Source organism: Streptomyces sp. NPDC002499, from assembly GCF_053595415.1.
On sequence record NZ_JBSFXO010000013.1, the window covers coordinates 66,489 to 93,358 of the forward strand.

At 71.2% G+C, this 26,870-nt stretch carries 25 protein-coding genes; 20 read left to right on the top strand and 5 right to left on the bottom strand.

All coding sequences use genetic code 11. The annotated features are described in order from the left end of the window. The first annotated feature begins 2 nt into the window (after nucleotides 1-2). The 3 genes from ACWD5F_RS33675 to ACWD5F_RS33685 all read left to right on the top strand — a co-directional run bounded on the left by ACWD5F_RS33675 (nucleotide 3) and on the right by ACWD5F_RS33685 (nucleotide 1,753). The gene (locus ACWD5F_RS33675; protein ID WP_401722521.1) at nucleotides 3-167 is read left to right on the top strand and encodes a hypothetical protein; all 165 of its coding nucleotides are present in this window, start codon (nucleotides 3-5) and stop codon (nucleotides 165-167) included. Between the two features lie 32 nt (nucleotides 168-199). Next, nucleotides 200-481, top strand: coding sequence for a DUF4190 domain-containing protein (locus ACWD5F_RS33680; protein ID WP_451260167.1), 282 nt, complete (start codon nucleotides 200-202; stop codon nucleotides 479-481). A 108-nt stretch (nucleotides 482-589) separates the two neighbouring features. Then, nucleotides 590-1,753, top strand: a complete 1,164-nt coding sequence (locus tag ACWD5F_RS33685; protein ID WP_451260168.1) for a cysteine desulfurase family protein — start codon at nucleotides 590-592, stop codon at nucleotides 1,751-1,753. Nucleotides 1,754-1,767: 14 nt separating this feature from the next. Here the strand turns inward: ACWD5F_RS33685 and ACWD5F_RS33690 are convergent, their stop codons facing one another. Both ACWD5F_RS33690 and ACWD5F_RS33695 read right to left on the bottom strand, forming a co-directional pair. Further along, a complete protein-coding gene (locus ACWD5F_RS33690) occupies nucleotides 1,768-3,345 on the bottom strand; it encodes a multicopper oxidase family protein (protein ID WP_451260169.1) in 1,578 nt (525 codons plus the stop codon). A gap of 223 nt (nucleotides 3,346-3,568) precedes the next feature. After that, entirely contained in the window at nucleotides 3,569-4,222 is a 654-nt protein-coding gene (locus ACWD5F_RS33695; RefSeq protein ID WP_451260170.1) for an N-acetylmuramoyl-L-alanine amidase, read from the bottom strand. A gap of 60 nt (nucleotides 4,223-4,282) precedes the next feature. Between ACWD5F_RS33695 and mnmA the strand changes: the two genes are divergently transcribed. Beyond that, entirely contained in the window at nucleotides 4,283-5,416 is a 1,134-nt protein-coding gene (gene mnmA, locus ACWD5F_RS33700; protein WP_451260171.1) for a tRNA 2-thiouridine(34) synthase MnmA, read from the top strand. Here mnmA and ACWD5F_RS33705 read toward each other — a convergent pair. Next, a complete protein-coding gene (locus tag ACWD5F_RS33705; protein WP_451260172.1) occupies nucleotides 5,406-5,732 on the bottom strand; it encodes a DUF427 domain-containing protein in 327 nt (108 codons plus the stop codon). The genes mnmA and ACWD5F_RS33705 overlap by 11 nt on opposite strands. Before the next feature lie 50 nt (nucleotides 5,733-5,782). Here ACWD5F_RS33705 and ACWD5F_RS33710 point away from each other — a divergent pair, with 50 nt between their 5' ends. The 9 genes from ACWD5F_RS33710 to gatB all read left to right on the top strand — a co-directional run bounded on the left by ACWD5F_RS33710 (nucleotide 5,783) and on the right by gatB (nucleotide 16,603). Then, the gene (locus ACWD5F_RS33710) at nucleotides 5,783-6,322 is read left to right on the top strand and encodes an LOG family protein (protein WP_401722538.1); all 540 of its coding nucleotides are present in this window, start codon (nucleotides 5,783-5,785) and stop codon (nucleotides 6,320-6,322) included. A 7-nt stretch (nucleotides 6,323-6,329) separates the two neighbouring features. Beyond that, the gene (locus ACWD5F_RS33715; protein ID WP_451260173.1) at nucleotides 6,330-7,028 is read left to right on the top strand and encodes an SDR family oxidoreductase; all 699 of its coding nucleotides are present in this window, start codon (nucleotides 6,330-6,332) and stop codon (nucleotides 7,026-7,028) included. Between the two features lie 50 nt (nucleotides 7,029-7,078). Further along, on the top strand, nucleotides 7,079-8,086 hold the full coding sequence (locus ACWD5F_RS33720; RefSeq protein ID WP_451260174.1) for a methionine synthase: 1,008 nt from the start codon (nucleotides 7,079-7,081) through the stop codon (nucleotides 8,084-8,086). A gap of 15 nt (nucleotides 8,087-8,101) precedes the next feature. Further along, on the top strand, nucleotides 8,102-10,294 hold the full coding sequence (gene ligA / locus ACWD5F_RS33725) for an NAD-dependent DNA ligase LigA (RefSeq protein WP_451260175.1): 2,193 nt from the start codon (nucleotides 8,102-8,104) through the stop codon (nucleotides 10,292-10,294). Nucleotides 10,295-10,553: 259 nt separating this feature from the next. Further along, on the top strand, nucleotides 10,554-12,788 hold the full coding sequence (locus tag ACWD5F_RS33730; RefSeq protein ID WP_451260176.1) for a putative bifunctional diguanylate cyclase/phosphodiesterase: 2,235 nt from the start codon (nucleotides 10,554-10,556) through the stop codon (nucleotides 12,786-12,788). Nucleotides 12,789-13,026: 238 nt separating this feature from the next. Beyond that, nucleotides 13,027-13,323: an Asp-tRNA(Asn)/Glu-tRNA(Gln) amidotransferase subunit GatC gene (gene gatC, locus ACWD5F_RS33735; RefSeq protein ID WP_018531282.1), complete on the top strand. Its 297-nt coding sequence runs from the start codon at nucleotides 13,027-13,029 to the stop codon at nucleotides 13,321-13,323. 5 nt (nucleotides 13,324-13,328) lie between these two features. Further along, nucleotides 13,329-14,831 carry an Asp-tRNA(Asn)/Glu-tRNA(Gln) amidotransferase subunit GatA gene (gene gatA, locus ACWD5F_RS33740; protein WP_451260177.1) on the top strand — a complete coding sequence of 501 codons (1,503 nt, stop codon included), beginning with the start codon at nucleotides 13,329-13,331 and terminating at the stop codon, nucleotides 14,829-14,831. A 5-nt stretch (nucleotides 14,832-14,836) separates the two neighbouring features. Continuing rightward, on the top strand, nucleotides 14,837-15,070 hold the full coding sequence (locus ACWD5F_RS33745; RefSeq protein ID WP_401723097.1) for a hypothetical protein: 234 nt from the start codon (nucleotides 14,837-14,839) through the stop codon (nucleotides 15,068-15,070). A gap of 15 nt (nucleotides 15,071-15,085) precedes the next feature. Beyond that, the gene (gene gatB, locus ACWD5F_RS33750) at nucleotides 15,086-16,603 is read left to right on the top strand and encodes an Asp-tRNA(Asn)/Glu-tRNA(Gln) amidotransferase subunit GatB (protein WP_401722554.1); all 1,518 of its coding nucleotides are present in this window, start codon (nucleotides 15,086-15,088) and stop codon (nucleotides 16,601-16,603) included. 54 nt (nucleotides 16,604-16,657) lie between these two features. Here gatB and ACWD5F_RS33755 read toward each other — a convergent pair whose 3' ends face one another. After that, a complete protein-coding gene (locus tag ACWD5F_RS33755; RefSeq protein WP_451260178.1) occupies nucleotides 16,658-17,461 on the bottom strand; it encodes a methyltransferase domain-containing protein in 804 nt (267 codons plus the stop codon). A gap of 186 nt (nucleotides 17,462-17,647) precedes the next feature. On the opposite strand from ACWD5F_RS33755, the gene ACWD5F_RS33760 reads away from it, so the two are divergent. The 7 genes from ACWD5F_RS33760 (at nucleotide 17,648) to ACWD5F_RS33790 (ending at nucleotide 25,617) form a co-directional block, all read left to right on the top strand. Then, complete coding sequence (locus ACWD5F_RS33760; RefSeq protein WP_451260179.1) at nucleotides 17,648-17,950, top strand: hypothetical protein; 303 nt, start codon at nucleotides 17,648-17,650, stop codon at nucleotides 17,948-17,950. 193 nt (nucleotides 17,951-18,143) lie between these two features. Beyond that, a complete protein-coding gene (locus tag ACWD5F_RS33765) occupies nucleotides 18,144-20,387 on the top strand; it encodes an MMPL family transporter (protein ID WP_451260180.1) in 2,244 nt (747 codons plus the stop codon). Beyond that, nucleotides 20,365-20,934 (top strand): GNAT family N-acetyltransferase, encoded by a 570-nt coding sequence (locus ACWD5F_RS33770; RefSeq protein WP_451260181.1) that lies wholly within the window; start codon nucleotides 20,365-20,367, stop codon nucleotides 20,932-20,934. Before ACWD5F_RS33765 ends, ACWD5F_RS33770 begins: the two co-directional genes overlap by 23 nt. 74 nt (nucleotides 20,935-21,008) lie before the next feature. Beyond that, entirely contained in the window at nucleotides 21,009-21,635 is a 627-nt protein-coding gene (locus ACWD5F_RS33775) for a hypothetical protein (protein WP_401722569.1), read from the top strand. Between the two features lie 197 nt (nucleotides 21,636-21,832). After that, nucleotides 21,833-22,006: a hypothetical protein gene (locus ACWD5F_RS33780; RefSeq protein ID WP_401722570.1), complete on the top strand. Its 174-nt coding sequence runs from the start codon at nucleotides 21,833-21,835 to the stop codon at nucleotides 22,004-22,006. A 185-nt stretch (nucleotides 22,007-22,191) separates the two neighbouring features. Continuing rightward, complete coding sequence (locus ACWD5F_RS33785; protein ID WP_451260347.1) at nucleotides 22,192-25,326, top strand: helix-turn-helix transcriptional regulator; 3,135 nt, start codon at nucleotides 22,192-22,194, stop codon at nucleotides 25,324-25,326. A gap of 30 nt (nucleotides 25,327-25,356) precedes the next feature. Next, nucleotides 25,357-25,617, top strand: a complete 261-nt coding sequence (locus ACWD5F_RS33790) for a DUF6191 domain-containing protein (protein WP_451260348.1) — start codon at nucleotides 25,357-25,359, stop codon at nucleotides 25,615-25,617. Between the two features lie 21 nt (nucleotides 25,618-25,638). On the opposite strand, the gene ACWD5F_RS33795 is transcribed toward ACWD5F_RS33790, so the two are convergent. Continuing rightward, entirely contained in the window at nucleotides 25,639-26,808 is a 1,170-nt protein-coding gene (locus ACWD5F_RS33795; protein ID WP_451260182.1) for a PQQ-dependent sugar dehydrogenase, read from the bottom strand. Between the last annotated feature and the right edge of the window lie 62 nt (nucleotides 26,809-26,870).

Here is a 26,870-nt window from a genome sequence, read left to right on the forward strand (position 1 = left end):
CCATGCTGTTCCTCGTCGCCGCACTCATGCTGCTCGGTGTCGTGCTCGGCACCGTGGCCCACGCACCGCTGGCCCTGTCCGCCGCCGTGGCCGCCGGCATCGCCGTCTGGCTGGGCATCTTCGCGCTCCGCGAGCGCCACGGCCGGCGTCACACCTCGGCCAACTGACCGTCCGTACCGACTTCCAGGAGCTGAGCACGATGCAACTCACCGCACCGGCCGACGGCCGTACCACCACCCCGCGCACCGCCGCCCGCGACGCCGACGGCATGGCCGTCGCGTCCTTCATCCTCGGCCTTCTCGGCCTCCTCGTCCTGAACCTGTTCCTGGGTCCGATCGCGATCGTCCTGGCCCTCGTGTCCCTGTGGCGCGGCACGGCCCGCAAGGGACGCGCCTACCTGGGTCTGGCCCTCGGTGTGGCGGACCTGGCGGTCCTCGCCCTCACGATGGCGGTCTCGAACACGATCTCCTGGAGCCTGTGAGCAGGGTTCGGACAAGCGTGCCCCGCACGGCCGCAGTTACCCACCGGTCGAGTCGACCGCGGTGCCCCTCGGTTCCACGGCGGAGCCCCCCGTAGAATCGTCTTCACCATGGCATACCTCGACCACGCCGCGACCACCCCGATGCTTCCCGAGGCAGTAGAGGCGATGACGGCCCACCTGAGCATCACGGGCAACGCCTCCTCCCTCCACGCTTCCGGCCGCAAGGCCCGCCGCTCGGTCGAGGAAGCCCGCGAGGCGCTCGCCGAATCGCTCGGCGCCCGCCCCAGCGAGGTGGTGTTCACCTCCGGCGGCACCGAGGCCGACAACCTCGCGGTGAAGGGCCTGTACTGGGCCCGCCGCGACGCCGACCCGGCCCGCACCCGCGTCCTGGCCAGCCCCGTCGAGCACCACGCCGTCCTGGACGCCGTCCACTGGCTCGGCGAGCACGAGGGCGCCACCGTCGAGTACCTGCCGGTCGACTCCTACGGCCGCGTCCACCCCGAGGCCCTGCGCGAGGCGATCGCCCGCAACCCCGACGACGTGGCCCTGGCCACCGTGATGTGGGCCAACAACGAGATCGGCACCGTCTCGCCGGTCCGTGAACTGGCCGAGGCGGCACAGGAGTTCGGGGTCCCGCTGCACTCCGACGCGGTCCAGGCCTTCGGCCAGGTGCCGGTCGACTTCGCCGCCTCCGGACTCGCCGCGATGACGGTCTCGGGCCACAAGATCGGCGGCCCGTACGGCATCGGCGCGCTGCTCCTGGGCCGCGAGTACACCCCCGTACCCGTCCTGCACGGCGGCGGCCAGGAGCGCCATGTCCGCTCGGGCACCCTCGACGTCCCGGCGATCGCCTCCTTCGCGGTCGCGGGACGCCTCGCCGCCGAGCAGCGCGAGTGGTTCACGCGGGAGATCGGCGCCCTGCGCGACAGCCTGGTCGAGGCGGTGCGTACGGCGGTCCCGGACGCGATCCTCGGGGGTGACCCGCAGGACCGGCTGCCGGCCAACGCCCACTTCACGTTCCCCGGTTGCGAGGGCGACTCCCTGCTTCTGCTGCTGGACGCCCAGGGCATCGAGTGCTCCACCGGCTCGGCCTGCACCGCGGGCGTCGCCCAGCCCAGCCACGTCCTGCTGGCCACCGGCACAGACCCGGACCTGGCCCGCGGCACCCTGCGCTTCTCCCTCGGCCACACCTCCACGGAGGCCGACGTGGAGGCGGTGGCCAAGGCGATCGGCCCGGCGGTGGAGCGGGCCCGCGCCGCCGGACTGACCTGACAGGACTGCTCCCGTTAGCTCTCCGTCACCATGAGGGAGGCCATCATGCCCTCGTCCTCGTGCTGGAGGAGATGGCAGTGGAGCATGTACATATAGGTGTCGTCGGAGAAGTCCGTGAACTCCATGGCGATCTCGATGCTGCCGCCGCCGACCACCTCGTAGGTGTCGTACCAGCCCAGTTGGACCCCGGTGGGATCCTCGCCGTTGACGGAGATCAGCTGATACGGCACGTCGTGCAGGTGGAACGAGTGTTCCAACTGGGTGGCGTTCTGGATCGTCCAGATCTCCTTCGCGCCGACCGTCGTACTGATCATCGCCATCGCGGCCATGGTCGTGCCCGCCGACCCGTTGATCAGCATGGTGGCGCCGTTCTGGCCCAGCGTGATCGTCCGGGCGGTGAAGTCGCTGGTGTCGTACCGCTCGATCGTGTTGAGGGCGCTGGGCAGGTCGTCCGGGGTGTCGGTGCCGCTCGCCGTCACCGCGAGGACGTCGTAGGTGCCGCTGCCGCCGCGGATCCAGCCGGTGGTGACCACGGCCTGGAGGGTGGCGTCTGCGGAGAGGTCCATGACGAACTCGGCACGGGCGCCGGCCACCAGGCGGATCGTGGTCACCTCGGTGGCCGCGGTCAGGTAGCCCTGGTCGGTGCTGATCTGCGTGAGGGTGCCGCCGTCGCTGCGCTGGATCGTGATGATGTCGGACGGCGAGGCGTTCAGGGCGCGGAACCGGGTCCGCGTCTTGGTGGCGGTGAAGGTGAGCGTGGTGTCGTCCACGTTGGTCCCGTTGAGCAGGAGGGGGAACGCGGTGGTGCTCAGCCGGTAGCCGGCCGCGTCGTACTTGATGTCCCCGTCGGTGTCCACGGCGAGGGACTGGAAGATGAGCGGGACGTCGTCGACGCCGTAGTCGCTGGGCAGCGCGGCGGACGCGTCCGTGGAGTCCTCGACGATGATCATCCCGGCCAGGCCGTGCACGGCCTGCTTGGCGGTGGTGCCCAGCGCGTGCGGGTGGTACCAGAGCGTGGTCGCTGGGTCCTTGACCGTGAACGAGGGCGACCAGGTCTCGCCGTCCGCGAAGGCGACCTGCGGGCCGCCGTCCATCTTCGGCGGCACGTGGGCGCCGTGGAAGTGGACCGTCGTGTCCTCACCGATGTTGTTGGTGATGTTGAGGACGACCGCGTTGCCGTTGGTCCACTTCAGGGTGGGGCCCAGGAAGTCCTGGTTGTAGCCCATCGTGGTGCTGGTGACCCCCGAGATCACCTCGTGCGTGCCGGTCTTGGCCTCCAGGGTGAAGGTGGTGGTGCTGTCGGCGGTGGTGCCTTCCAGGAGGTCCGGGACGGTCAGGGTCGCGGTGCTGGTGGCCGCGCCCGCCTTGTTCCCCTTCGCGTCGGTCAGCAGCGAGAAGGTCGTGCCGGCCGCCGCGACCGCCGCGAGGCCCGCAGCGCCCGCCATGCCGCCGAGGAACTTGCGGCGGTGGACGCCCTTGCCGCCCCTGCCCCTACTCGTCCTGGTGTGCTCGGTCTTGGTCTGGCCCGCCTTGCGGTGGACGCCCTTGTCGCTTCGGCCCGTGCCGGTGCCGGGCTCTGTGGAGTCAGTCATGGCGGGGATGTTTGACCTAAGGGCTGTGTAAGAACTGGGGCGAACTTAGGGGGCAGCCGCGCAGCCTGTGCGACAGCCGTGATCAAGAACTCCCCGTCAACTCCCTTGAGGAAAGGCCAAGTTGATGCGGCGCAGCTCGCGGCGCGGAGGCGGGACGCAACGGACACATGAAGCGCGGAGGCCACGCACAACATCACGATTGCATCACTGACGGAACCCGAGGTCAGGCCTGTTCGGCCCGTCGCACGAGCCCCATGTAACGGTCCCAGTCCCAGTGGGTCCCCGGGTCCGTGTGGTCCGTCCCCGGCACCTCCACGTGCCCGATGACGTGCTCCCGGTCGACGGGTATCCCGTACCGCTTGCAGATGTTCGCCGTCAGGCGCGCGGAGGCCGCGTACATCGCGTCCGTGAAGTCCTGCGGGCGGTCCACGAAGCCCTCGTGCTCGATGCCCACACTGCGTTCGTTGAACTCCCTGTTGCCCGCGTGGTACGCCACGTCCAGCTCGCGGATCATCTGCGTGACGTCACCGTCCTTGCGGACGATGTAGTGGGCCGCGGCCTGGTGGGCCGGGTCCTGGAAGACCTTGACCGCGCTCGCGTAACTGCCCTGGGTGACATGGATGATCACCCGGTCTATCGCGTAGTCGTCCGGCCGGTCCGCCCACCGGAAGTTCCCCGACGAGGCCGCCACCCACAGCGCGCCCCTGAAGTCCACCGCGCCCTCGACGCGCGGCTTCCGGACCCCGGGCAGCCGCCACCACAGGTGAGCCAGCTCACCGCGGGCCAGCACGGCCGTGCCGACGGCCGCCGCGGCCCCGCCGATCAGCAGCGCCCGCCGCCCGATGCGCCGGTCCTTGTCGCTCTCGCTCGCCCCCATGTGATCCACAACGGATACTCGCGGGCTCCGGTTCCCGCGGCCCCTTACCCTTGAAGGGCTATGACTGACATCCCGCAGCGCCCCCTCCGTGTCCTGGCCGCCATGTCCGGCGGCGTGGACTCCGCCGTCGCCGCCGCCCGCGCCGCCGAAGCCGGCCACGACGTGACCGGCGTCCACCTCGCGCTCTCCGCGAACCCGCAATCGTTCCGCACGGGCGCGCGGGGCTGTTGCACCATCGAGGACTCGCGCGACGCCCGCCGTGCCGCCGACGTCATCGGCATCCCGTTCTACGTCTGGGACCTCGCCGACCGCTTCCGCGAGGACGTCGTCGAGGACTTCGTCGCCGAGTACGAGGCGGGGCGCACCCCGAACCCGTGTCTGCGCTGCAACGAGAAGATCAAGTTCGCCGCCCTCCTCGACAAGGCGCTCGCCCTCGGCTTCGACGCCGTCTGCACCGGCCACTACGCCAAGGTGCTCGTGGGCGCGGACGGCACGCGCGAGCTGCACCGCGCCTCCGACATGGCCAAGGACCAGTCGTACGTCCTCGGGGTGCTGGACGACCGGCAGTTGGCGCACGCGCTCTTCCCGCTGGGCGACACCCTCACGACCAAGGACGAGATCCGCGCCGAGGCCGAGCGCCGCGGCCTCGCGGTCGCCAAGAAGCCCGACTCGCACGACATCTGCTTCATCGCCGACGGCGACACCCAGGGCTTCCTCGCGAACCGCCTGGGCAAGGCCGAGGGCGACATCGTCGACGAGTCCGGCGCGGTCGTCGGCTCGCACGAGGGCGCGTTCGGCTTCACCATCGGCCAGCGCAAGGGCCTGCGCATCGGCACCCCGGCCCCCGACGGCAAGCCGCGCTACGTCCTGGACATCTCGCCGGTGGACAACACGGTGACGGTCGGCCCGGCCGCCGCCCTCGACGTCAGCGCACTCACCGCGATCAGGCCCCGCTGGTGCGGCACCGCACCGACCGGACCCGGCACCTACACGGCCCAGCTCCGCGCCCACGGCGGCGAGACCGAGGTCGACGCCGAACTCGTCGACGGCTCCCTGGAGGTCACCTTCAGGGAGCCGGTCCGCGGCGTCGCCCCGGGCCAGGCGATCGTCCTGTACGACGGCACCCGCGTCGTCGGCTCCGCGACCATCGCGTCGACCGTCCGGACGGCGGAGGCCGCGGGCGTCAGCCGATGACCTCGACGTCGTAGAAGCAGAGGTGGTCCTTGATCTCGGCGACGTCGGACTTGGGGTCGGGGTAGGCCCACACCAGGTCCGGCGCGTCCGGCAGGGACCAGTAGGAGGCGGTGCCCTTGAAGGGGCACACGGTGTGCGATGCGGAGGGCGTGAGGAGATCGAGCCGGACGTCCTCGGCGGGGATGTAGTAGCGCACCGGGGAGCCGGTCTCGTGCAGGACGAGGGGCCGGTCGCTCTCGGCCAGAATCAGATCGCCGTGCACCACGCGCACGCGCTGGTCGCTCTTCTCGATGGTGATCGTGTGTCCAGTAGCCATACAGGGATGACAGCGGCGGGGGCCGGGTTGTTCCCGCCTACCCTTGCTTCATGCGAATCTGCGTCTTCCTCTCCGCCGCCGACCTCGACGACCGCTACACGCGCCCCGCGCGCGAGTTCGCGGAACTGCTGGGCAAGGGCGGTCACACGCTCGTGTGGGGCGGTTCGGACACCGGTCTGATGAAGGTGGTCGCCGACGGGGTGAAGGAGGCCGGCGGACGGCTCGTCGGCGTCTCCGTCGACTTCCTGGCGGCGATGGTGCACCCCGGCGCCGACGAGATGGTGATCGCGAAGGACCTCGCCGAGCGCAAGAGGCTGCTCCTGGAGAAGGCCGACGCCGTGGTGATCATGGTGGGCGGCACCGGAACGCTCGACGAGGCCACCGAGATCCTGGAGCTGAAGAAGCACGGCCACACCGACAAGCCGGTCGTGCTGCTCAACACCGCGGGCTTCTACGACGGCCTGAAGGAACAGTTCCGCCGCATGGAGACCGAGGGCTTCCTGCCGCTGCCCCTGACCGACCTGGTGTTCTTCGCCGAGGAGCCCGTGGGCGCGCTCGCCTACCTGGAGGAGTCGGCCGGCACGCGGTGATGCGAGCATGGCGGGCATGGCTACCCATGTGATCACCGGAGCGGGCTCCGGCATCGGCGCGGCCGTCGCCCGCCGCCTCCACGCGCGCGGGGACGACCTCGTGCTGCAAGCGCGCGACGCCGGCCGGGCGAAGGAACTGGCGGCGGAGTTCCCCGGCGCACGGACGCTCGTCGGCGATCTGGCCGACCCCGACAAGCTGTCCTGGGCCTTCTCGCACCAGTCGCTGCCGGACCGCGTGGACTCGCTGCTGCACATCGCCGGCGTGGTCGACCTGGGCCCGGTCGGCGACCTCACCCCCAAGTCCTGGCGCCACCAGCTCAACGTCAACCTCGTCGCGCCCGCCGAACTGACCCGCCACTTCCTGCCCCAACTCCGCGCCGCCCGCGGCCAGGTGCTCTTCGTCAACTCCGGCGCGGGACTGCGGGCGAGCGCCGACTGGTCCGCGTACGCCGCCTCCAAGCACGGCCTCAAGGCCCTCGCCGACTCGCTGCGGCACGAGGAGCACGGCAACGGCGTCCGCGTCACCTCCGTCTACCCGGGCCGCACGGCGAGCCCGATGCAGGCCAAGGTGCACCAGCAGGAGGGCAAGGAGTACGACGCGTCGCAGTGGATCGACCCGGAGTCGGTCGCGACGACCATCCTGACGGCGCTCGACCTGCCCAGGGACGCGGAGATCAACGACCTGACGGTACGGCCGGGGCACTGACCTCTGCCGACCGATTCCGTGGGCCCGCCCGGATTCCGTAGTCTTCGCAGGTGAGTCAAAACAGCCAGTTCATGTTCGGTGCGGCCACCGGCGTCGGTTCGATGCCCGGCGAGGACGCGCGCGAGGCCGCCAAGACCGTCACCGGTTCCCTGGACGACTTCCCGTTCCTCGCCGAGCTGCCCGCCCGCGGCCCCGGCGCCGACATGATCGGGCGGACCGCGGGCCTGCTCGTCGAGCTGTACGCGCGCGTGGAGCCCAGCGGCTGGCGGCTCGGGGACCGGCCGGGCCGGGACACCAAGCGCGCCCAGTCCTGGCTCGGCGAAGACCTCGACGCCCTGGAGGAGTTCACCCAGGGGTACGAGGGTCCGCTGAAGGTGCAGGCCGTCGGCCCGTGGACGCTGGCCGCCGCGCTGGAGCTGCGCAACGGCGAGGCCGTGCTCTCCGATCCCGGCGCCTGCCGCGACCTCGCCGCCTCGCTCGCCGAGGGCCTGCGGGCACACCTGGGGGAGGTCGGGCGCCGCATCCCCGGCGCCCAGGTGACCCTCCAGCTCGACGAACCCTCGATCACCGCCGTCCTGCGCGGCCAGGTGCGGTCCGCCAGCGGCTACCGCACCCACCGGGCCGTGGACCGCCAGCTCGTCGAGGCCACCCTCCGCGATGTCGTCGGCGTGCACGCGGACGGACCCGTCGTGGTCCACTCCTGCGCCCCCGACGTCCCGTTCGCCCTGCTGCGCCGGGCGGGCGCGGCGGCCGTCTCCTTCGACCTCTCGCTCCTCACCGAGCGTGACGACGACGTGATCGGCGAGGCGGTGGAAGCGGGCGCCCGGCTCTTCGCCGGTGTCGTGCCCGGCACGGACGCCCGATTGTCGGACCCGGCCGGTAGCGTCATGGGTGTCAGGACGTTGTGGCGCAGGCTGGGGCTGTCGCCGGGGCTTCTCGCGGAGGCGGTCACTGTGACCCCGGCGTGCGGACTCGCGGGCGCTTCCCCGGAGTACGCGCGCAAGGCGCTCGCCCACTGCGTCCAGGCGGCGAGATCCCTCGCGGACAACCCTGAGTAACGGGAGGACAACACGGTGGCCGGCGACAAGCAAGCGGAGACGACGGTGCCCGCACAGGCACGGGAGAAGCACGCGCAACTCGCTGAGCAGATCGAGGAGCACCGCTTCCGGTACTACGTGAACGACGCCCCGGTCGTCAGCGACGCGGAGTTCGACAAACTCCTGCGCTCCCTGGAGGCGTTGGAGGAGGAGTACCCGGAGCTGCGGACGCCGGACTCGCCGACGCAGAAGGTCGCGGGGGCCTACGAGACCGAGTTCACGTCGGTCGTGCACCGCTCCCGGATGCTCTCCCTCGACAACGCCTTCAGCGAGGAGGAGTTGGCGGCCTGGGCCGAGCGCGTCGCCAAGGACGTCGGCACGACCGCCTACCACCTGCTGTGCGAACTGAAGGTCGACGGCCTCGCCGTCAACCTCACCTACGAGCACGGCCGCCTCACGCGCGCGGCGACCCGCGGGGACGGGCGCACGGGCGAGGACATCACGCCCAACGTCCGCACCATCGCCGAGATCCCGGACCGGCTGCACGGCGACCGGGTGCCGGACGTGGTGGAGATCCGCGGCGAGGTCTACTTCCCGATGGAGAAGTTCGAGGAGCTCAACGCCCGCCTGGTCGAGGCCGGCGACAAGCCCTTCGCCAACCCCCGCAACGCGGCGGCCGGTTCGCTGCGCCAGAAGGACCCGCGCGTCACGGCCACCCGCCCCCTGCACATGGTCGTCCACGGCATCGGCGTGCTGGAGGGCTTCGACGGCCTCACCCGCCTCTCCCAGGCCTACGACCTGCTCAAGACCTGGGGCCTGCCCACCTCCCCGCACAACAAGGTGGTCGAAGGCCTCGACGGCGTACGGGAGTTCATCGAGTACTACGGCGAGAACCGGCACTCCGTCGAGCACGAGATCGACGGTGTGGTCGTCAAGCTCGACGAGATCCCGCTCCAGGGCCGCCTCGGCTCGACCTCGCGCGCGCCGCGCTGGGCGATCGCGTACAAGTACGCGCCCGAAGAGGTCAACACCAAGCTCATCAACATCCGTGTCGGCGTGGGCCGTACGGGCCGGGTGACGCCCTACGCCCAGGTCGAGCCGGTGACGGTGGCCGGCTCGGAGGTCGAGTTCGCCACCCTGCACAACCAGGACGTGGTCAAGGCCAAGGGCGTCCTGATCGGCGACACGGTGGTGCTGCGCAAGGCCGGTGAGGTCATCCCGGAGATCCTCGGCCCGGTCGTCGACCTGCGCGACGGCAGCGAGCGGGAGTTCGTGATGCCGGCCGAGTGCCCCGAGTGCGGTACGGCACTGCGGCCGATGAAGGAGGGCGACATCGACCTCCGCTGCCCGAACGCCCGTGCCTGCCCCGCCCAGTTGCGCGAGCGGGTCTTCTACCTCGCCGGTCGAAAAGCGCTCGACATCGATCACTTCGGGTACGTGGCCGCGGCCGCCCTCACCAACCCGCTGGAGCCGGCCGACCCGCCGATGGGCAACGAGGGCGACCTGTTCGACCTCACCATCGAGCAGTTGCTGCCCATCAAGGCGTACGTCCTCGACCAGGACAGCGGGCTGCCCAAGCGGGACCCGAAGACCGGCGAGGAGAAGATCGCCACGGTCTTCGCCAACCAGCAGGGCGAGCCGAAGAAGAACGCCCTCGCGATGCTGCAGACCATCGCGGCGGCCAAGGAGAGCCCGCTCGCCCGCGTCCTCACCGGTCTGTCGATCCGGCACGTCGGCCCGGTCGCCGCCGAGGCGCTGGCGCGCAGCTTCCGCTCGATCGACCGCATCGAGCAGGCCACCGAGAAGGAGTTGTCGGACACCGACGGCGTCGGCCCGATCATCGCCGCCTCGCTCAAGGAGTGGTTCGCCGAGGACTGGCACCAGGAGATCCTCCGCAAGTGGAGGGCGGCCGGCGTCCGCATGGAGGACGAGGTCTCCGACGAGGACGAGGGGCCGCGTCCGCTCGAAGGACTGACCGTTGTCGTCACCGGCACCCTCGATCACTTCACCCGGGACGGCGCCAAGGAGGCCCTGCAAGAACGCGGAGCGAAAGTGACCGGTTCTGTTTCGAAGAAGACGGCTTTCGTGGTTGTGGGTGACAATCCTGGTTCGAAGTACGACAAGGCGATGCAGCTGAAGGTCCCCGTTCTGAACGAGGACGGCTTCACCGTCCTGCTGGAACAGGGACCCGAAGCGGCGGCCGAAGTCGCGCTTCCCACAGAGGAGTAGCGGTTGAAGGCCACCCGATCGGCGCATACCAGATGCATACGGGTGGCCGGGTCGCATTCGGGCAACCGTGGTCGACCGCTGCCCGTGGAAGCCTTCTGCGGCCTACTGTTGAGATGTGCGCCTGCCGTGCCCAGCTGCGGTCGGGGCAACCTCGTGCTCCTGGTGAGCAAGGGGAAGGGTTTTCCGACGCGGATCCACTGACGGATGTCGGACAGTGGACCGCGTGGCGTGGGCACCGCCGGCTGTGAGAGGGACGGGAATGGAACCGACCGAGAGCGCCGCCCCGGACTCACGGCTGCGCCGACGCCTGACCAGCGGCGTCTGGCGGGGGAGCCGCCTGGGCGGACGGTCCTCGGCGCGTCCCGGCGTGGAAGGGCGGGCCGGCGGACAGTTCACCGTGCCCGACGGACGCGGTCCCGGCCACTCCTCCGCACTGCAGGACGCCGAAGCCGAACGCCAACTGTCCTGGCCCGCGCTGCCCGCGGCGGTCGTCGCGGCCGCCGCCTTCGTCCTCGGCGCCGGCTTCTACCGGGCCTTCACCGACGACCACGCGCTCTTCCCGTCCGGCACCGTCGGCTGGGCCCTGGCCGTGCTGACCGGCATCATCGTCGGCCACCTGGTCATGCTCGGCCGCGCCCGCTGGTGGGGCGGCACCGGCTCGGGCGCCGCCCTGACCCTCGCCGTGCTGCTGCTGTACGGCTGGGTGCCGGCCGGCATGGTCAGCCTCACCGTCGTCGTGCTGGTCGGCATAGCCCGGCGCAACCGCTGGCGCCAAGGCGTGCTGCACGGCGCGGTGGACATCCTCGGCATCGGCGCCGGCGCGCTCGTGCTGGGCGCCTTCGGACGGGTGCCGTCGGTCGAGCGGCCCTGGAACCCGGAGCACTGGACGGTCTACGCCGCCCCCCAAGTGGTGCTGGTCGCCGCCGCCTACCTCCTCGTCACCCGAGCCCTGCTCTGGTACCTGCACGCCCCGCACCGCGGCGGACTGCCCACCGTCGCCCGCACCGCCCTGGTCAGACAGGGCCTGGTCGTGATCGCGTTGCTCGGCATCGCCCCGCTGGTCTGCGTGGTCGCCGCCGCCCAGCCGGTGCTGCTGCCGCTGTTCGCCATTCCGCTGATCGCCCTCGACTCCACCCTGTGGATAGCCCGCGCCCGGGCCGAGGAGCAGCTGCGCGACCCGCTGACCGGGCTGCCCAACCGCCAGTGGCTCCTGGAGCGCATCTGGACCGCGCTGGACGACGCCGAGCGCATCGGCGCCCGCGCCGCCCTGATGCTCATCGACCTGGACCGCTTCCGGTCCGTCAACGACACCCTTGGCCATCTCGCCGGTGACCGGCTGCTGTTGCAGATAGCGGACCGGCTGCGGGTGGCGCTGCCCCGCGGCGCCGAGGCCGCCCGGCTCGGCGGCGACGAGTTCGCCGTCCTCCTGCCGGTCGCCGACTCCACGACCTCCGCGACCCGGGTCGCCCGCAACCTGGTCGCCGCCCTCTCCTCCCCGCTCGACCTCGACGGGCTCACCCTCGTCCTGGAGGCCAGCGCGGGCGTCGCCGTCTTCCCCGACCACGCGCTGGACGCCGAGGGGCTCCTGCGGCGGGCGGACGTGGCGATGTACCAGGCGAAGCGGGACCGTACGGGCGTCGAGGTCTACGAGTCCAAGCGGGACTCCAACACCCCGGACCGGCTCGGGCTGCTGGGCGATCTGCGCCGCGCCCTGGACGCCCACGAGGTGCAGCTGCACTACCAGCCCAAGGTCCGCTTCGACGGTCAGGTGGCCGGCCTGGAGGCGCTCGTCCGCTGGGTGCATCCCGAGCGCGGCAAGGTCCCGCCGGACGAGTTCATAGCGATCGCCGAGTCCTCGGGGCTGATGCCCCATCTCACGGAGTACGTACTGGACACGGCGCTCGCGCAGGTGGCCAGGTGGCGGGCGCAGGGCCTGTTCGTGCCGGTGGCGGTCAACGTCTCGCCGCGTGACGTCCACACGCCCGGATTCGCGGGCTCGGTCGCCGCACGCCTGGCCCGGCACGGGGTCCCGGCGGGCTCGCTCCAGCTGGAGATAACCGAACACGTCCTCCTCGAGGACCCGCAGCGCGCCGCCGACACCCTCGCCGGACTGACCGGGCACGGCGTCAAGATGTCGCTGGACGACTTCGGCACCGGCTACTCCTCGCTGGTGCATCTGCGCCGGCTCCCGGTGAGCGAACTGAAGATCGACCGTTCCTTCGTGGCCCGCCTCGCCTACGACACCGAGGACGCGGAGATCGTGCGCTGCACGGTCGACCTCGCGCACTCCCTCGGCCTCCTTGTCGTCGCCGAGGGCGTCGAGGACGACGAGACCTGGGAACGCCTGCGCGACCTGGGCTGCGACGCCGTACAGGGCTGGCTGGTGGCGGCGGCGATGCCGTCGGAGGAGACCACGGCGTGGCTGCTGGCCCGAGGGTCCCGCGGCTGGCAGAGGCCGAGGGCAGCGCTCCCCGCGGCGGCGTCGGACGAGTGACGACGGCCGGCGTCGGCTCGTCCGGCAGCGGACCGAGCGACCTGTGCGGCGACGCCCCGAAAGGGGCGCGGGGAACTGCGCGACCAGCCCGGACGAACCCGCACTCGCCAATTCAACCCATCCACGCACCCCCTGATGCGCCCCAAACCCGGCGCCGGGGAATCCGTTTAACGGCAGAGCGCGCCGCCCCATAGGATTGGCGGCAAAGCAAACCGTACTCACCCCAGAGGAACGCCGCATGCCTGGCATCACGCGCGAGGAGGTCGCCCACCTCGCCCGGCTGGCGCGTCTGGAGCTGAAGCCCGAAGAGCTCGACCACTTCGCGGGACAGCTGGACGACATCATCGGCGCGGTCGCCCGCGTCAGCGAGGTCGCCGACCAAGACGTACCGCCGACCTCCCACCCGCTGCCGCTGACGAACGTCATGCGCGCGGACGAGGTCCGTCCCTCGCTCACCCCCGAGCAGGCGCTCTCCGGCGCCCCGGCCCAGGAGCAGCAGCGTTTCAAGGTGCCGCAGATCCTGGGGGAGGACTAATCACCATGACGGACCACAGCAGCATCATCCGGCTGACCGCCGCCGAGACCGCCGCGAACATCGCGTCCGGCGTGCTCACCGCCGTCGAGGTCACCGAGGCCCACCTCGCCCGCATCGAGGAGGTCGACGCGAAGGTGCACGCCTTCCTGCACGTCGACCGCGAGGGCGCCCTCGCGCAGGCCCGTGCCGTCGACGCGAAGCGGGCCAGGGGCGAGCAGCTCGGCCCGTTGGCCGGCGTACCGCTCGCGCTCAAGGACATCTTCACCACCGAGGGCATCCCGACGACCGTCGGCTCCAAGATCCTCGAAGGCTGGATCCCGCCGTACGACGCGACGGTCACCAAGCGGCTGAAGGCCGCCGACGTCGTCATCCTCGGCAAGACCAACATGGACGAGTTCGCCATGGGGTCCTCCACCGAGAACAGTGCCTACGGCCCGACCGGCAACCCCTGGGACCTGACCAAGATCCCCGGCGGCTCCGGCGGTGGCTCGTCCGCCGCGCTCGCCTCCTTCCAGGCGCCCCTCGCGATCGGCACCGACACCGGCGGCTCCATCCGCCAGCCGGCCTCCGTCACCGGCACGGTCGGCGTGAAGCCCACGTACGGGGCGGTCTCCCGCTACGGCATGGTCGCGTTCTCGTCCTCCCTCGACCAGGGCGGGCCCTGCGCCCGTACGGTCCTGGACGCGGCGCTCCTGCACGAGGTCATCGCCGGACACGACCCGCTCGACTCCACCTCGATCGACGCCCCGGTCCCGCCGGTCGTCGAGGCCGCCCGCAACGGCAGCGTCGAGGGCATGCGCGTCGGCGTCGTCAAGCAGTTCCGCGGCGAGGGCTACCAGGCCGGTGTCCTCCAGCGCTTCGACGAGTCGGTCGCCCTCCTCAAGGAACTGGGCGCCGAGATCGTCGAGCTGGACTGCCCGTCCTTCGACCTCGCCCTGTCGGCGTACTACCTCATCGCACCCTCCGAGTGCTCCTCCAACCTCGCCCGCTTCGACGGTCTGCGCTACGGCGCGCGCGTGGGCGACGACGGCACCCACTCGGCCGAGGAGGTCACCTCCCTCACCCGTGAGGCCGGCTTCGGGCCCGAGGTGAAGCGGCGCATCATGCTCGGCACGTACGCGCTGTCGAGCGGCTACTACGACGCCTACTACGGCTCCGCCCAGAAGGTCCGCACGCTCATCACGCGGGACTTCGAGAAGGCCTTCGAGCAGGTCGACGTGATCGTCTCGCCCACGACGCCGACCACCGCCTTCGCGATCGGCGAGCGTGCCGACGACCCGATGGCGATGTACCTCGCGGACCTGTGCACCATCCCGACCAACCTCGCGGGCAACGCGGCCATGTCGCTGCCCTGCGGTCTCGCCCCGGAGGACAACCTCCCGGTCGGGCTCCAGATCATCGCCCCGGCGCTGAAGGACGACCGGCTTTACAAGGTCGGCGCCGCCGTCGAGGCCGCCTTCGTGGAAAGGTGGGGTCACCCGCTGATCGAGGAGGCTCCGTCGCTGTGAGTGCCATGGCAAAGAAGGCCAAGAACTTCAAGAAGTCGAAGACGGGCGTGTACGTGTCGTTCGCGAGCACCGCCTTCGGTGCGCTCAGCGTCGCCAAGCAGGCCAAGCTCGCCCGCGAGGACGGCGACTTCCTGAGGCTCGTCGACGCCGCCGTATCCGCCGCCGCCATCGTCACCGGCCTCGCCATCCTGTACCGCGAGCTGAAGCGGCTGGGCGACGACGACGTCCTGCTGGGCTGAGAGGGAAGTTTCACCGTGACCACCACGACCGACGAGCTGGTGTCGTACGAGGACGCCCTGGCGACGTACGACCCCGTCATGGGCCTTGAGGTCCATGTCGAACTCGGCACCAAGACCAAGATGTTCTGCGGGTGTTCGACCGAGCTGGGCGCCGAGCCCAACTCGCAGACCTGCCCCACCTGCCTCGGCCTGCCCGGCGCGCTCCCGGTCGTCAACGCGATCGGCATCGAGTCGGCGGTCAAGATCGGTCTCGCGCTGAACTGCGAGATCGCCGAGTGGTGCCGCTTCGCCCGGAAGAACTACTTCTATCCGGACATGCCGAAGAACTTCCAGACCTCCCAGTACGACGAGCCGATCGCCTTCAACGGCTACCTCGACGTGCAGTTGGAGGACGGCGAGACCTTCCGCGTGGAGATCGAGCGCGCCCACATGGAGGAGGACACCGGCAAGTCGCTGCACGTCGGCGGCGCGACGGGCCGTATCCACGGCGCCTCGCACTCGCTGCTCGACTACAACCGCGCCGGCATCCCCCTCATCGAGATCGTCACCAAGCCGATCGAGGGCGCCGGCGAGCGTGCCCCCGAGGTCGCGAAGGCGTACGTCGCCGAGCTGCGTGAGCTGATCAAGGCGCTCGGTGTCTCCGAGGCCCGCATGGAGCAGGGCCAGATGCGCTGCGACGTGAACCTGTCGCTGCGCCCGCACGGCCGCGAGAAGTTCGGTACGCGGAGTGAGACGAAGAACGTCAACTCCCTTCGCTCCGTGGAGCGGGCGGCCCGGTTCGAGATCCAGCGGCACGCCGCCGTACTGAACTCGGGCGGGACGATCATCCAGGAGACCCGGCACTTCCACGAGGACACCGGGTCCACAACCTCGGGCCGCGTGAAGGAGGAGGCCGAGGACTACCGGTACTTCCCCGAGCCGGACCTGGTGCCGGTGGCCCCCTCCCGCGAGTGGGTCGAGGAGATCCGCGCCGGACTGCCCGAACTGCCGCTGGCCCGCCGCAACCGGCTGCTCGCCGAGTGGGGCATCTCGGCCTTCGACATGCAGTCCATCATCAACGCCGGTGCGCTGGACCCGATCGTCGCCACGATCGACGCCGGTGCCGACGCGGCCTCCGCGCGCAAGTGGTGGATGGGCGAACTGGCGCGCAGCGCCAACGAGTCGGGCACGTCGATCGACGAGCTGGCCATCACGCCGGAGCAGGTCGCCCGGGTCACCGCGCTGGTGAACTCCGGTGATCTGAACGACAAGTTGGCCCGCCAGGTCATCGAAGGCGTCCTCGCGGGCGAGGGTACCCCGGACGAGGTCGTCGACAAGCGCGGCCTGAAGGTCGTCTCGGACGACGGCGCCCTCACCACCGCGGTCCAGGAGGCGATCGCCGGCAACCCGGGCGTCGCCGACAAGATCCGCGGTGGCAAGGTGGCCGCGGCCGGCGCCCTGGTCGGCGCGGTCATGAAGGCGACCCGCGGTCAGGCCGACGCGGCCCGCGTGAAGGAACTGATCCTGGAGCAGTTGGGCGTCAGCGAAGGCTGAGTCCCCAGTACGCCGTGAACGGCCCCGGAGATCACGTCTCCGGGGCCGTTCACGTCATACGCGGCGACCCACGACCCTGGTGAAGCCGAGGAGTTGACCCTGGTCGGCCTTCACCAGATCCACGGACTCACGGGCCATCCGCGCCATGTGCTCGTACGGACTCTCCTGCGCGCACACCTCGCTCCACAGCAGCCAGTCGCGCCAGCCGTCCTCCAGCCAGTCGGCCGTCTCCACCTCGACGGCCCCGCTGCGCGTCCAGTGGCGCCGCCACCAGGCCGGGGTGTGGAACGACCAGAAGCCCGGGTCCCAGTGCGCCTTGAGATGCTCGGGCGGCTCGGCGCCCTCGATCTCCTCGCGCAGCGAGGGTACGACGATCCCGATCCGTCCGCCGGGCTTCAACAGCCGGGTCAGCGTGGGCAGATAGAGGTCGTTCGTGCCGAAGTACTGGTACGCGTCGACGGACACGATCGCGTCGAAACTGCCCTCGCTGAACGGCAGATCGTGCGCCTCGACGCGGAGCGGCAGCACCCGGTCCGCGAAGCCGGCCTCGGCGATGCGGCGGGCGTTGTCGTCGGGGGCCACCCACAGGTCGGCGGCGGTGACCTGGACGTCGTACTCGCGGGCGAGGAAGACGGAGGTCATGGCGCGCCCGCAGCCCAGGTCGAGGACGCGCGCGCAGGGGCGCAGGGCGTCCAGGCCCAGGGCGGGGGCCAGCCATTCCAGCAGCCACAGGGCGTGGGGGCCCATCTGGTTCTCGACGGTCCAGCGGGCGTCGTAGTGGCCGCTGCGCGGGTAGCGCGGGTGGGCCAGACGGTCAGCGAGTGGGTCGTTCGAGGTCCCGGCAGTGGTGTCGGACATCGTTGAACGGGCTCCTTGTGATCTTCGTAGTGGAAGGCGATGCGTAGGAGCTCGATCGAACCTTCAAAAAATGCACCCGCTCTGGTCGTCGGCGTGGGGCCGGTGACGTCTGACCAGCGGAAGCTAGCAGGAGCCGAGGCCGGCGCGCAGCCGCTTTCTCAGGAGGACGCGCTACGCTCGCCCGCCATGGACGCACGCGCCGATTCCGAGATACCTGACGTCGACGACGTCGTGGATCCGGCCGGGGACGCGCGCCGGGCCCGCTGGACGGCGACCGGGACCGGGGTGCTGCTCGCCCTGGCCGGGCTCGCCGCCGCGGTGCTCCGCGTCACCGGATCCGCGCCGTCGGTCGTGCCGGCCGCCTACGCCTTCGGGGCCGCGGTCTGTGCGCTCGCCTCGGTCCTGGGCGCCCGGGGCCGCACCAGACGGGCGCTGTGGCTGCTGGTCGTCGGGGCGATGGTGATGGCGCTGGGGGACCAGTTCGACTGAGGTGACAGAGTCGTCGTTACTGTCCTGTGATCTGGCTCCCACTCCTGTGAATAAACGCACGAACGGCCGGAACGATCTTTTCCGGCTGCGAGAGTGGGCAACGCATTGCTCATGCGTTCTTTGCGGGCTGTTCATGTACTGAACGACTTCTTCCCGGTCAAAGATCCATAAATCGTCCCCCGGGAGCATGTTCGTGGCAGCCCTTGCACGCTGGTGTGTTCGGCACCGACTCGTCGCCGTCCTGCTGTGGCTCCTGGCCTTCGGCGGGGTCACCGCGGCCGCCGCCGTCGCGGGCTCCGCGTACTCGAACGACTACGAGGCTCCCGGCACCGAGTCGGGCCGCGCCACCGAACTGCTGCGCGAGGGGTTCCCGGACCTCGGCGGCGACAGCGACACCGTCGTCTGGCACACCTCGTCCGGCACCGTCCGCGCCGCCGACGTCGAACAGACCATGACCGAGACCCTGGACGCGATCGCGGACCTGCCCGGAGTCGCCTCGGTGGCCGGTCCCTACGGCGACCAGGGCGCCGCCCGGATCAGCGCGGACGGGCACACCGCGTACGCCACGGTCACCTTCGCCGACCGCGCCGAGGACATCGACAGCGCCCGGGCCGCGGCCGTCGTCCACACCGCCAGGTCCGCCGAGACCGACGGGCTCCAGGTGGAGCTGGGCGGCAGCGCGGTCGCGCTCACCGAGTCGGCCGGCGGACACCTGGCCGAGGTGGTCGGCGTGGTCGTCGCCGCCCTCGTGCTGTTCCTCGCCTTCGGCTCCCTCGCCGCCTCGCTGCTGCCGATCGCGACCGCGCTGGTCGGGGTCGGCACCGCGTACGCCGCGATCGTGCTGCTCGGACACGGCATGACCGTCGCCGACTTCGCGCCCATGCTCGGCATGCTCATCGGGCTCGGCGTCGGCATCGACTACGCCCTGTTCATCGTCACCCGGCACCGGCGCGGGCTGAAACGCGGGCTCACCGTCGCCGAGGCGGCCGTCAACGCCGTGACCACCACCGGACGGGCCGTGGTCTTCGCGGGTGCCACCGTTTGCATAGCCCTGCTCGGGATGCTGATCCTGCGGCTGAGCTTCCTCAACGGGGTGGCGATCGCCGCCTCGTTGACCGTCGTCCTGACGGTCGCCGCCTCCGTCACCCTGCTGCCCGCGCTGCTGTCCTTCATCGGGATGCGCGCCCTCAGCCGGCGCGAGCGGCGCCGGCTGACCGAGCACGGACCCCAGCCCGAACTGCCGACCGGGCTCGCCGCCCGCTGGTCGGCCTTCGTGGAGCGCCACCCCAAGCTGCTCGGCGCGATCGCGCTGGCCGTCATGACCGTCCTCGCGCTGCCCACCCTCTCCCTCCATCTGGGCACCTCCGACCAGGGCAACGACGCCAAGTCGTCGACCACGCGCCAGGCCTACGACCTCCTCGCCGACGGCTTCGGTCCCGGCGTCAACGGCCCGCTCACGCTGGTGACTCGTGTCGACGGCGCCGAGGACAAGCTCACCCTCGACAACCTCGACGCCACCGTCCGCACCACCGAGGGCGTCGCCTCGGTGACCCCGGTGACGTACAACTCGGGCGGCGACACCGGGTACTTCACGATCGTCCCGGACTCCGCGCCCCAGTCGCAGCGGACCAGCGACCTCGTCGACCGGCTGCGCACCGAGGTGCTGCCGCGCGCCGAGACCGGCACCTCGCTCGACATCCACGTCGGCGGAGTCACCGCGAGCTACGACGACTTCGCGGAGGTCATCGTCGGCAAGCTGCCCCTCTTCGTCGGCGTCGTCATCGGCCTGGGCTGCCTCCTGCTGCTGCTCGCCTTCCGCTCCCTCGGCATCCCCGCGAAGGCCGCCGCGATGAACGTGGCCGCGGTCGCCGCCGCCTTCGGTGTCGTCGTCGCGATCTTCCAGTGGGGCTGGGGGAGCGAACTGCTGGGCCTGGGCCGGGCCGGACCGATCGAGCCCTTCCTCCCCGTGATCATGGTGTCCGTCCTCTTCGGACTCTCCATGGACTACCAGGTCTTCCTCGTCAGCCGGATGTACGAGGAGTGGCTGGAGACCGGCGACAACCGGCGGGCCGTGCGCGTCGGGCTCGCCGAGACCAGCCGGGTGATCAACTCCGCCGCGGTCATCATGATCTCCGTCTTCCTCGCCTTCGTGCTCAGCGGCGACCGCGTGATCGCCATGTTCGGCATCGCCCTCGCCGCCGCCGTCGCCCTCGACGCCTTCGTGCTCCGTACCCTCCTGGTGCCCGCCCTCATGCACCTGCTGGGCGGCGCCAACTGGTGGCTGCCGAGCTGGCTCGACGCCCGGCTGCCCCGCATCAGCATCGAGCCGCCCGAGTGCCGCGCCGCCCATGAAAGGCTGGCCGCGGCAACGGACGCCGAGGTGGCGGACGTACTGGCGGAGGGGGATCAGCTCGATGTACGCGACATCACTGGGTGACGACGGAGCGGAACTGCGGCCCCTGGAGCCGTGGCACGCCGAGGAGTTCCTCGCGCATCTGGAGCGCGGGCGGGAGTTCATCGGACAGTTCATCGCCTTCGGTTCGAAGGCGACGGACATCGACTCCACCCGGGCCATGCTCCAGCGGTACGCCGATATGCGCGCAGCGGACACCGGTTCCCTGCACGGCCTGTGGCTGGAGGGGAAGCTGGTCGGCGGGGTGCTCTTCCTGAACTTCGACGCGGAGAACGGCAACTGTGAGGTCGGCTGCTGGCTGGAGCCCGCCGGCACCGGGCGCGGCCTGGTGACCCGGGCGATGCGCGTACTGATCGACTTCGCGGTCGAACAACGGGGGATCCACCGGGTCGAATGGGTCGCCGCGGCAGGTAACACCCCCAGCCTGAACGTGGCCCGGCGCCTGGGAATGACCCGCGATGGCGTGCATCGGCAGGCGCACCCCTATGGTGGGGTGCGGCACGACCTGGAGGTGTGGTCGATCCTCGCCCCCGAGTGGCGTGAAGCACGCGCGCGTGCCGCCGACCGATAGGGGTCCCCATGATCGTCAAGAAGCGTTGACGATCATTAAGAGACTTCTCAGACTGCGTCCGTACGGTGCGAGGCATGGGAATCAAGACAGCTGACGAGGCCGCCAACGAGGCCACCGAAGACAAGCGCGACAAGGAGGCGGTCGACGTCACCAAGGCCGAGAACAACGAGGCCACCGAGCCCGGGGAGGCGACGGACATCGTCGGCTCCACGGAGATCATCGGGTCCGGCGACGAGGCGGACGACGCCGACCTCACGGACGACGACGAGCTGGACGAGATCGTCCTCGCCGAGGAGGAGTCGACCTCCGGTGTCGTCGTCCAGGGTGCGGGCGCGATCGTGTCCGCCGTGCTCGGCCTGGTCTCCCTGACCGGTGGCTGGATCGGCACCGTGGCCGCCGCGCGCGAGACCCTCGTGGGCCAGCTGGGCACCTCCTCGACGGCGAGTGTCGCCACCCAGATCAAGGAGGTGTACGGCGACGCGTGGAAGACCAGCGCCCTGTGGGCCGGCATCTTCGCGCTGCTCGCGCTGATCGTCGGCGCCGTGGTGCTGGTGCGCCCCGCGTTCGGCGCCCCGGGCAAGCCGCAGCCGGTGTGGATCAAGTCGGTTTCCTGGGCGGGCGTCGTCATCGGTGTCGTAGGACTGCTCCTGGCGGTCCTCAAGTACACCGACGTCCTGCTGGGACTGCCGTCCGCGAGCTGAATCACCGCAGGTCCCGAGGGGTCTTAGGACATCCGTAAGCACCTTACGGAGTTCCTGAGGCCCCTCCTGCGCGTCTAAGGCCCCTGGGGCCCCCGAAGATGCGGAACTCTCCCGATGTGGCGCACCCCCCTTGGAGACGAAGGTAGAGGCATCGCACAGAGCGAAGCCCGACACCGATTCCGATCAAGGGACACACCATGTACGAGTACGAGCTCCAGCAGGCCCGCTCCACCGAACTGCTCCGCCAGGCCGAGCACGAGCGCCTGGTCCGCGAGGCGGTCCGCGCCCGTCGCGCCGCTCGCCGCGAGGCCCGCGCCGAGGACGAGAGCCATACCCCGCTCGTCCGTCGGCTACGATCCCGCGCCGCGTGAACGCGGGGCCCGGCGAGGGCGGCCGCACGGGGGACGGCCGCCCTCGGGATCCCCGGCCAGGGGATGCCGGCCGAGCCTCGGCCAACGGCCTCCCGGAGAACGCCGTCGTTCTCCGGGAGGCCGTTGCCGCGCGTACCCCTGCCCCCGCGCCGAAAACAGGTGCCCTGTTGTCGGACCCCCGTGCGATGCTCGGGCTCGTGGAGACCAAGTCCGTCAGTCCGGTGTTCGTCGGCCGCAGCGAAGAGCTGGACGCGCTGAACGACGCGCTCACCCGTGCCGCCGCGGGCGAGCCGCAGGCCGTGCTGCTCGGCGGGGAGGCCGGCGTCGGAAAGACGCGCCTGGTCGAGGAGTTCGCCACCGCGGCCTGCCGCAGGGGAGCCGTCGTCGCGCTCGGCGGCTGCGTCGAGATCGGCGCCGACGGACTGCCCTTCGCCCCCTTCTCCACCGCCCTGCGCGCCCTGCGCCGCGAACTGCCCGACGAACTCGCCGCCGCGGCCGCAGGTCAAGAGGAGGAGCTGAACCGGCTGCTGCCCGAACTGGGCGAGGCGGTCACCGCCAAGGGCGCCGGCCGGCACGACGAGGAAGGCATGGCCCGCCTCTTCGAACTCACCGCCCGCGTCCTGGAGCGCGTCGCCGCCGACCGCACCGTCGTCGTCGCCCTGGAGGACCTGCACTGGGCCGACGCCTCCACCCGCCACCTCCTGGCCTACCTCTTCCGCACCCTGCGCACCGGCCGCCTCGTCGTCCTGGCCACCTACCGCGCCGACGACATCCACCGCCGGCACCCGCTGCGCCCCCTGCTCGCCGAACTCGACCGGCTGCGCACCGTCCGCCGCCTGGACCTGAGCCGCTTCAACCGCGCCGAGGTCGCCCGCCAGGTCGCCGGCATCCGCGCCGCCGAACCCGACCCCGCCCTGGTCGACGAGATCTTCGAACGCTCCGACGGCAACGCCTTCTTCGTCGAGGAACTCGCCGTCGCCGCCCACCAGGGCTGCTGCACCGGCCTCACCGACACCCTCCGCGACCTGCTCCTGGTCCGCGTCGAAGGCCTGCCGGAGAGCGCCCAGCGGGTCGCCCGGATCGTCGCCGAGGGCGGCTCCACCGTCGAGTACCGGCTGCTCGCCGCCGTCGCCGGGCTCGCCGAGGACGACCTCATCGAGGCCCTGCGATCCGCCGTGAACGCCAACATCCTGCTCGCCACCCCGGCCGGCGACGGCTACCGCTTCCGCCACTCCCTGGTCCGCGAGGCCGTCGGCGACGACCTGCTGCCCGGCGAACGTTCCCGCCTCAACCGCCGCTACGCCGAAGCCCTGGAGGGCGACCGCACCCTCGTCCCCGCCGACGAACGCGTGATGCGCCTGGCCAGCTACTGGTACCACTCGCACAACGCCGCCAAGGCTCTGCCCGCCGTCCTCGACGCCTCCGTCGAGGCCCGCCGCCGGCACGCCTACAGCGAGCAACTGCGGCTCCTGGAACGGGCGATGGAGCTGTGGGACACCGCCCCCGCGGACATCCGCGCCGACCTGCGCCCCGTCGACTACACCGAGATCTATCCGCCCTGCGGCTGCGACCCCGCCACCACACCCCTGCGCTACCTCGACCTGATGGCCGAGGCCGCCGTCGCCGGCCGGCTCTGCGGGGAACGCGAACGCGCCCTGAAGATCACCAAGCGGGCGCTGCACCTGCTGGAGGACGAGGACGACCCGCTGCGCGCCGCCTGGTTCTGGGTGCAGCGCTCCCGGCTGGTGCAGGCCCAGGCCCGCGGCGACGGCTGGCAGGAACTGGGCACCGCCCAGGACCTGGTCCGCGGTCTGCCGCCGTCCGAGGTGCACGCCGACGTCCTCGCCAACGCGGCCAACTGGTCCATGCTCCACGAGCCCGGCCCCGACGCCCTCGTCGCCGCCGAGCGGGCCGTCGAGTACGCGCGCATGGTCGGCGCCCGCGAGATCGAGCTCAACGCCCGTCTCACCCTCGGCGGCCTCATGGTCGACTCGGGCTCCGTCGAGGCGGGCCTCGCCGAGATGGAGGAGGTCAGGCAACAGGCCCTGGCGGAAGGCGTCGCCCATGTCGCGGGCCGCGCCTACGTCAACCTCCCCTCCGAACTCGACGCCGTCGGCCGTACCCGGGAAGCCGTGGCCCTCCTCGAGGAAGGCCTCGCCTACACCCGGAAGTTCGGCCAGCTGGACGCCGAGGCCTGGGTATGGGCCAACCTCTCCGAAGCCCTGTACCTCCTGGGCCGCTGGGACGAGGCCACCGACGCCGCCGCGTCCGCCCTGCGCGTCGGGGTCAACGCCAAACCCCAGGGCAGCGGCGCCGTCTGCCTGGCCCATATCGCCCTCGGCCGGGGCGACCTGCCCGAGGCCGCTCGCCAACTGGCCGCCGCCCATGGCTACTTGGGCACGCACGACCCCATGCCCCAGCACACCCTCCTCCTCTCCCGCATCGAGATCGGCGTGGCCGCCGCCGAGGGCCGCATCCGCGACGCCCGCGCCGAACTCGTCCGCGCCCTGGACTCCGGCATGCCGCCCGGCACCCAGCAGTACGGCTGGCCGCTGCTCCTGGCCGCCGCCACCGCCGAGGCCGACGCCCGGTCCCTGCCCGCCGCCGCCGAGGGCCGCGCCGCCGTGCTCCAGCGGCTCCGCGACACCGCCAAGACGGCCACCACCGACTCCCCGCTCTGGCTCGCCCACGAGAAGTGGGTACGCGCCGAACTCGCCCGCGCCGAGGGCCGCGACACCGTGAACACCTGGTCGGAGGTGGTCACCGAACTCGAACGGCTCGACCGCCCCTACGACCTCGCCCGCGCCCGGCACCGCCTGGCCGAGGCCCTGCTCGTGGCCGGCGCCGACGAGGAACGCGACCGCGCGGAGGGACACGACCGTGCCGGGGGACACGACCGTGCGGGGGGACGCGACCGCACCGAGGAACGTGATCGTGGGGACGACCGCGACCGCGCCACGGAGCTGCTGCGCCTGGCCCACGCCGTCGCCGACCACCTCGGAGCCCGCCCGCTCGCCGACGCCGTCGCTCTGCTGGCCCAGCGTGCCCGCCTCACCCTGAACCACCTCCCGGGCCCGCGGCCCGCCGACCCCGTCGAGGCCCTGGGCCTCACCAGCCGGGAGCGCGATGTGCTGCGCCTGGTGTCGGCCGGCCGCACCAACCGGCAGATAGCCGAGGAGCTCTTCATCTCCCCGAAGACGGCGAGCGTCCACGTATCGAACATACTGGGCAAGCTGGGCGTCTCAGGCAGGGGAGAGGCGGCGGCGCTGGCTCATCGGCTGGAGCTGTTTCCCTCCGACCCGCTGGGCTCGACCCTGTGACCTACCGGCAGCGGAGGCGCCGTGTTCAACATGTTCGAGGAACTGTTCGCACCAGGGCGCAAGCACACCCATGACGAGCAGAAACGGCTGGAGCTGTCCCGGGAGGACGTCGGCGACAACGACCCCGGGCGCGGACCGATAGACCTCGCGTCCGGGAAGGTCGTCGTGCGGCGGCCGAACCCGGACGAGGCGGATGAGGCGGGCGCGGGCGGCGAGGAGCGAGATGCGGGGGAGACGGGCAGCGCGGAGGAGACGGGCGGCGCCGAGAAGGCGGGCGGCGCCGAGGAGTGACCCCCGGTCCTGGGCCCTGCCCTAGCTCACCTCCAGTTCCAGAATCCGGTCGTCTCCCGACTTCGGGTCGCCCCGGCCGTCCGTGTTGCTGGTCGTGAGCCACAGCTTGTCGCCGCCGGCCGAGACCACCGTGCGCAGCCGGCCGTACTTGCCGTCCAGGAAGGACTGCGGGTCCGCCGCGGCCTCCGTGCCCTTCAGCGGGATGCGCCACAGCCGCTGGCCCTTCAGACCCGCCATCCAGATCGAGCCCTCCGCCCAGGCGGCGCCGCTGGGGGAGGCGTCGTCCGTGTGCCACTGGGCTATCGGGTTCTGGAACTTCGCGTCGTCGGACTTGCCCTCGGCGACCGGCCAGCCGTAATTGCCGCCCGGCTTGATCGCGTTCAGCTCGTCCCAGGTGTCCTGGCCGAACTCCGAGGCGAACAACCGCTGTTCGGAGTCCCAGGTGAGGCCCTGCACATTGCGGTGGCCGTAGGAGTACACCGGTGAATTGGGGAACGGGTTGCCCGGGGCCGGGTCGCCCTCCGGGGTCAGGCGCAGGATCTTGCCGCCCAGGGACTTCTTGTCCTGGGACAGACCCCGCTCGCCGCTCTCGCCCGTGCCCGCGTAGAGCATCTTGTCCGGGCCGAAGGCGATCCGGCCGCCGTTGTGGATATAGCCCTTGGGGATGCCCTTGAAGATCGTGTCCGGAGCGCCCAACTGCTCGCCGGCTGGCTTCTTCTCGTCGTACAGCACGCGCACGATGCGGTTGTCCGAGGCCGAGGTGAAGTACGCGTAGATCATGTGGTCCGAGGCGAAGTCCGGGGAGAGCGCGATGCCGAGGAGGCCGCCCTCGCCGGCCGGGGAGACGCCCGCGACCTCGCCCAGCTCCGTCTTCTTGCCGGTCTCCTCGTCCACCCGCGTGATCGTCCCCTTGTCCCGCGAGGAGACGAGCAGGTCGCCCTCGGGCAGCGGGGCGAGACCCCAGGGGCTGTTCAGTCCGGTGGCGACCGTCCTGACCACCTTGACCGAGCCCTTGGCGGGCGGGGCCTGGTCGGCGGCCTGCCGGGACGGGGAGGAGCGGGCCGTCGTGCCCCCTGACGTCGTACTGTCGCCGTCGCCCGGTGTTCCTCCGCCGTCCGCATCGGAGGAGCATCCGGTGCTCAGCAGGAGTGCGGTCGCGGCCAGCACGGCCGACACAACTCGTCGTCGCACGATCTCGGTCCCTTCGAAGCGGCGGGTTCTACTTGTCTTACACCGCCCGCGCCTCCCAGGTT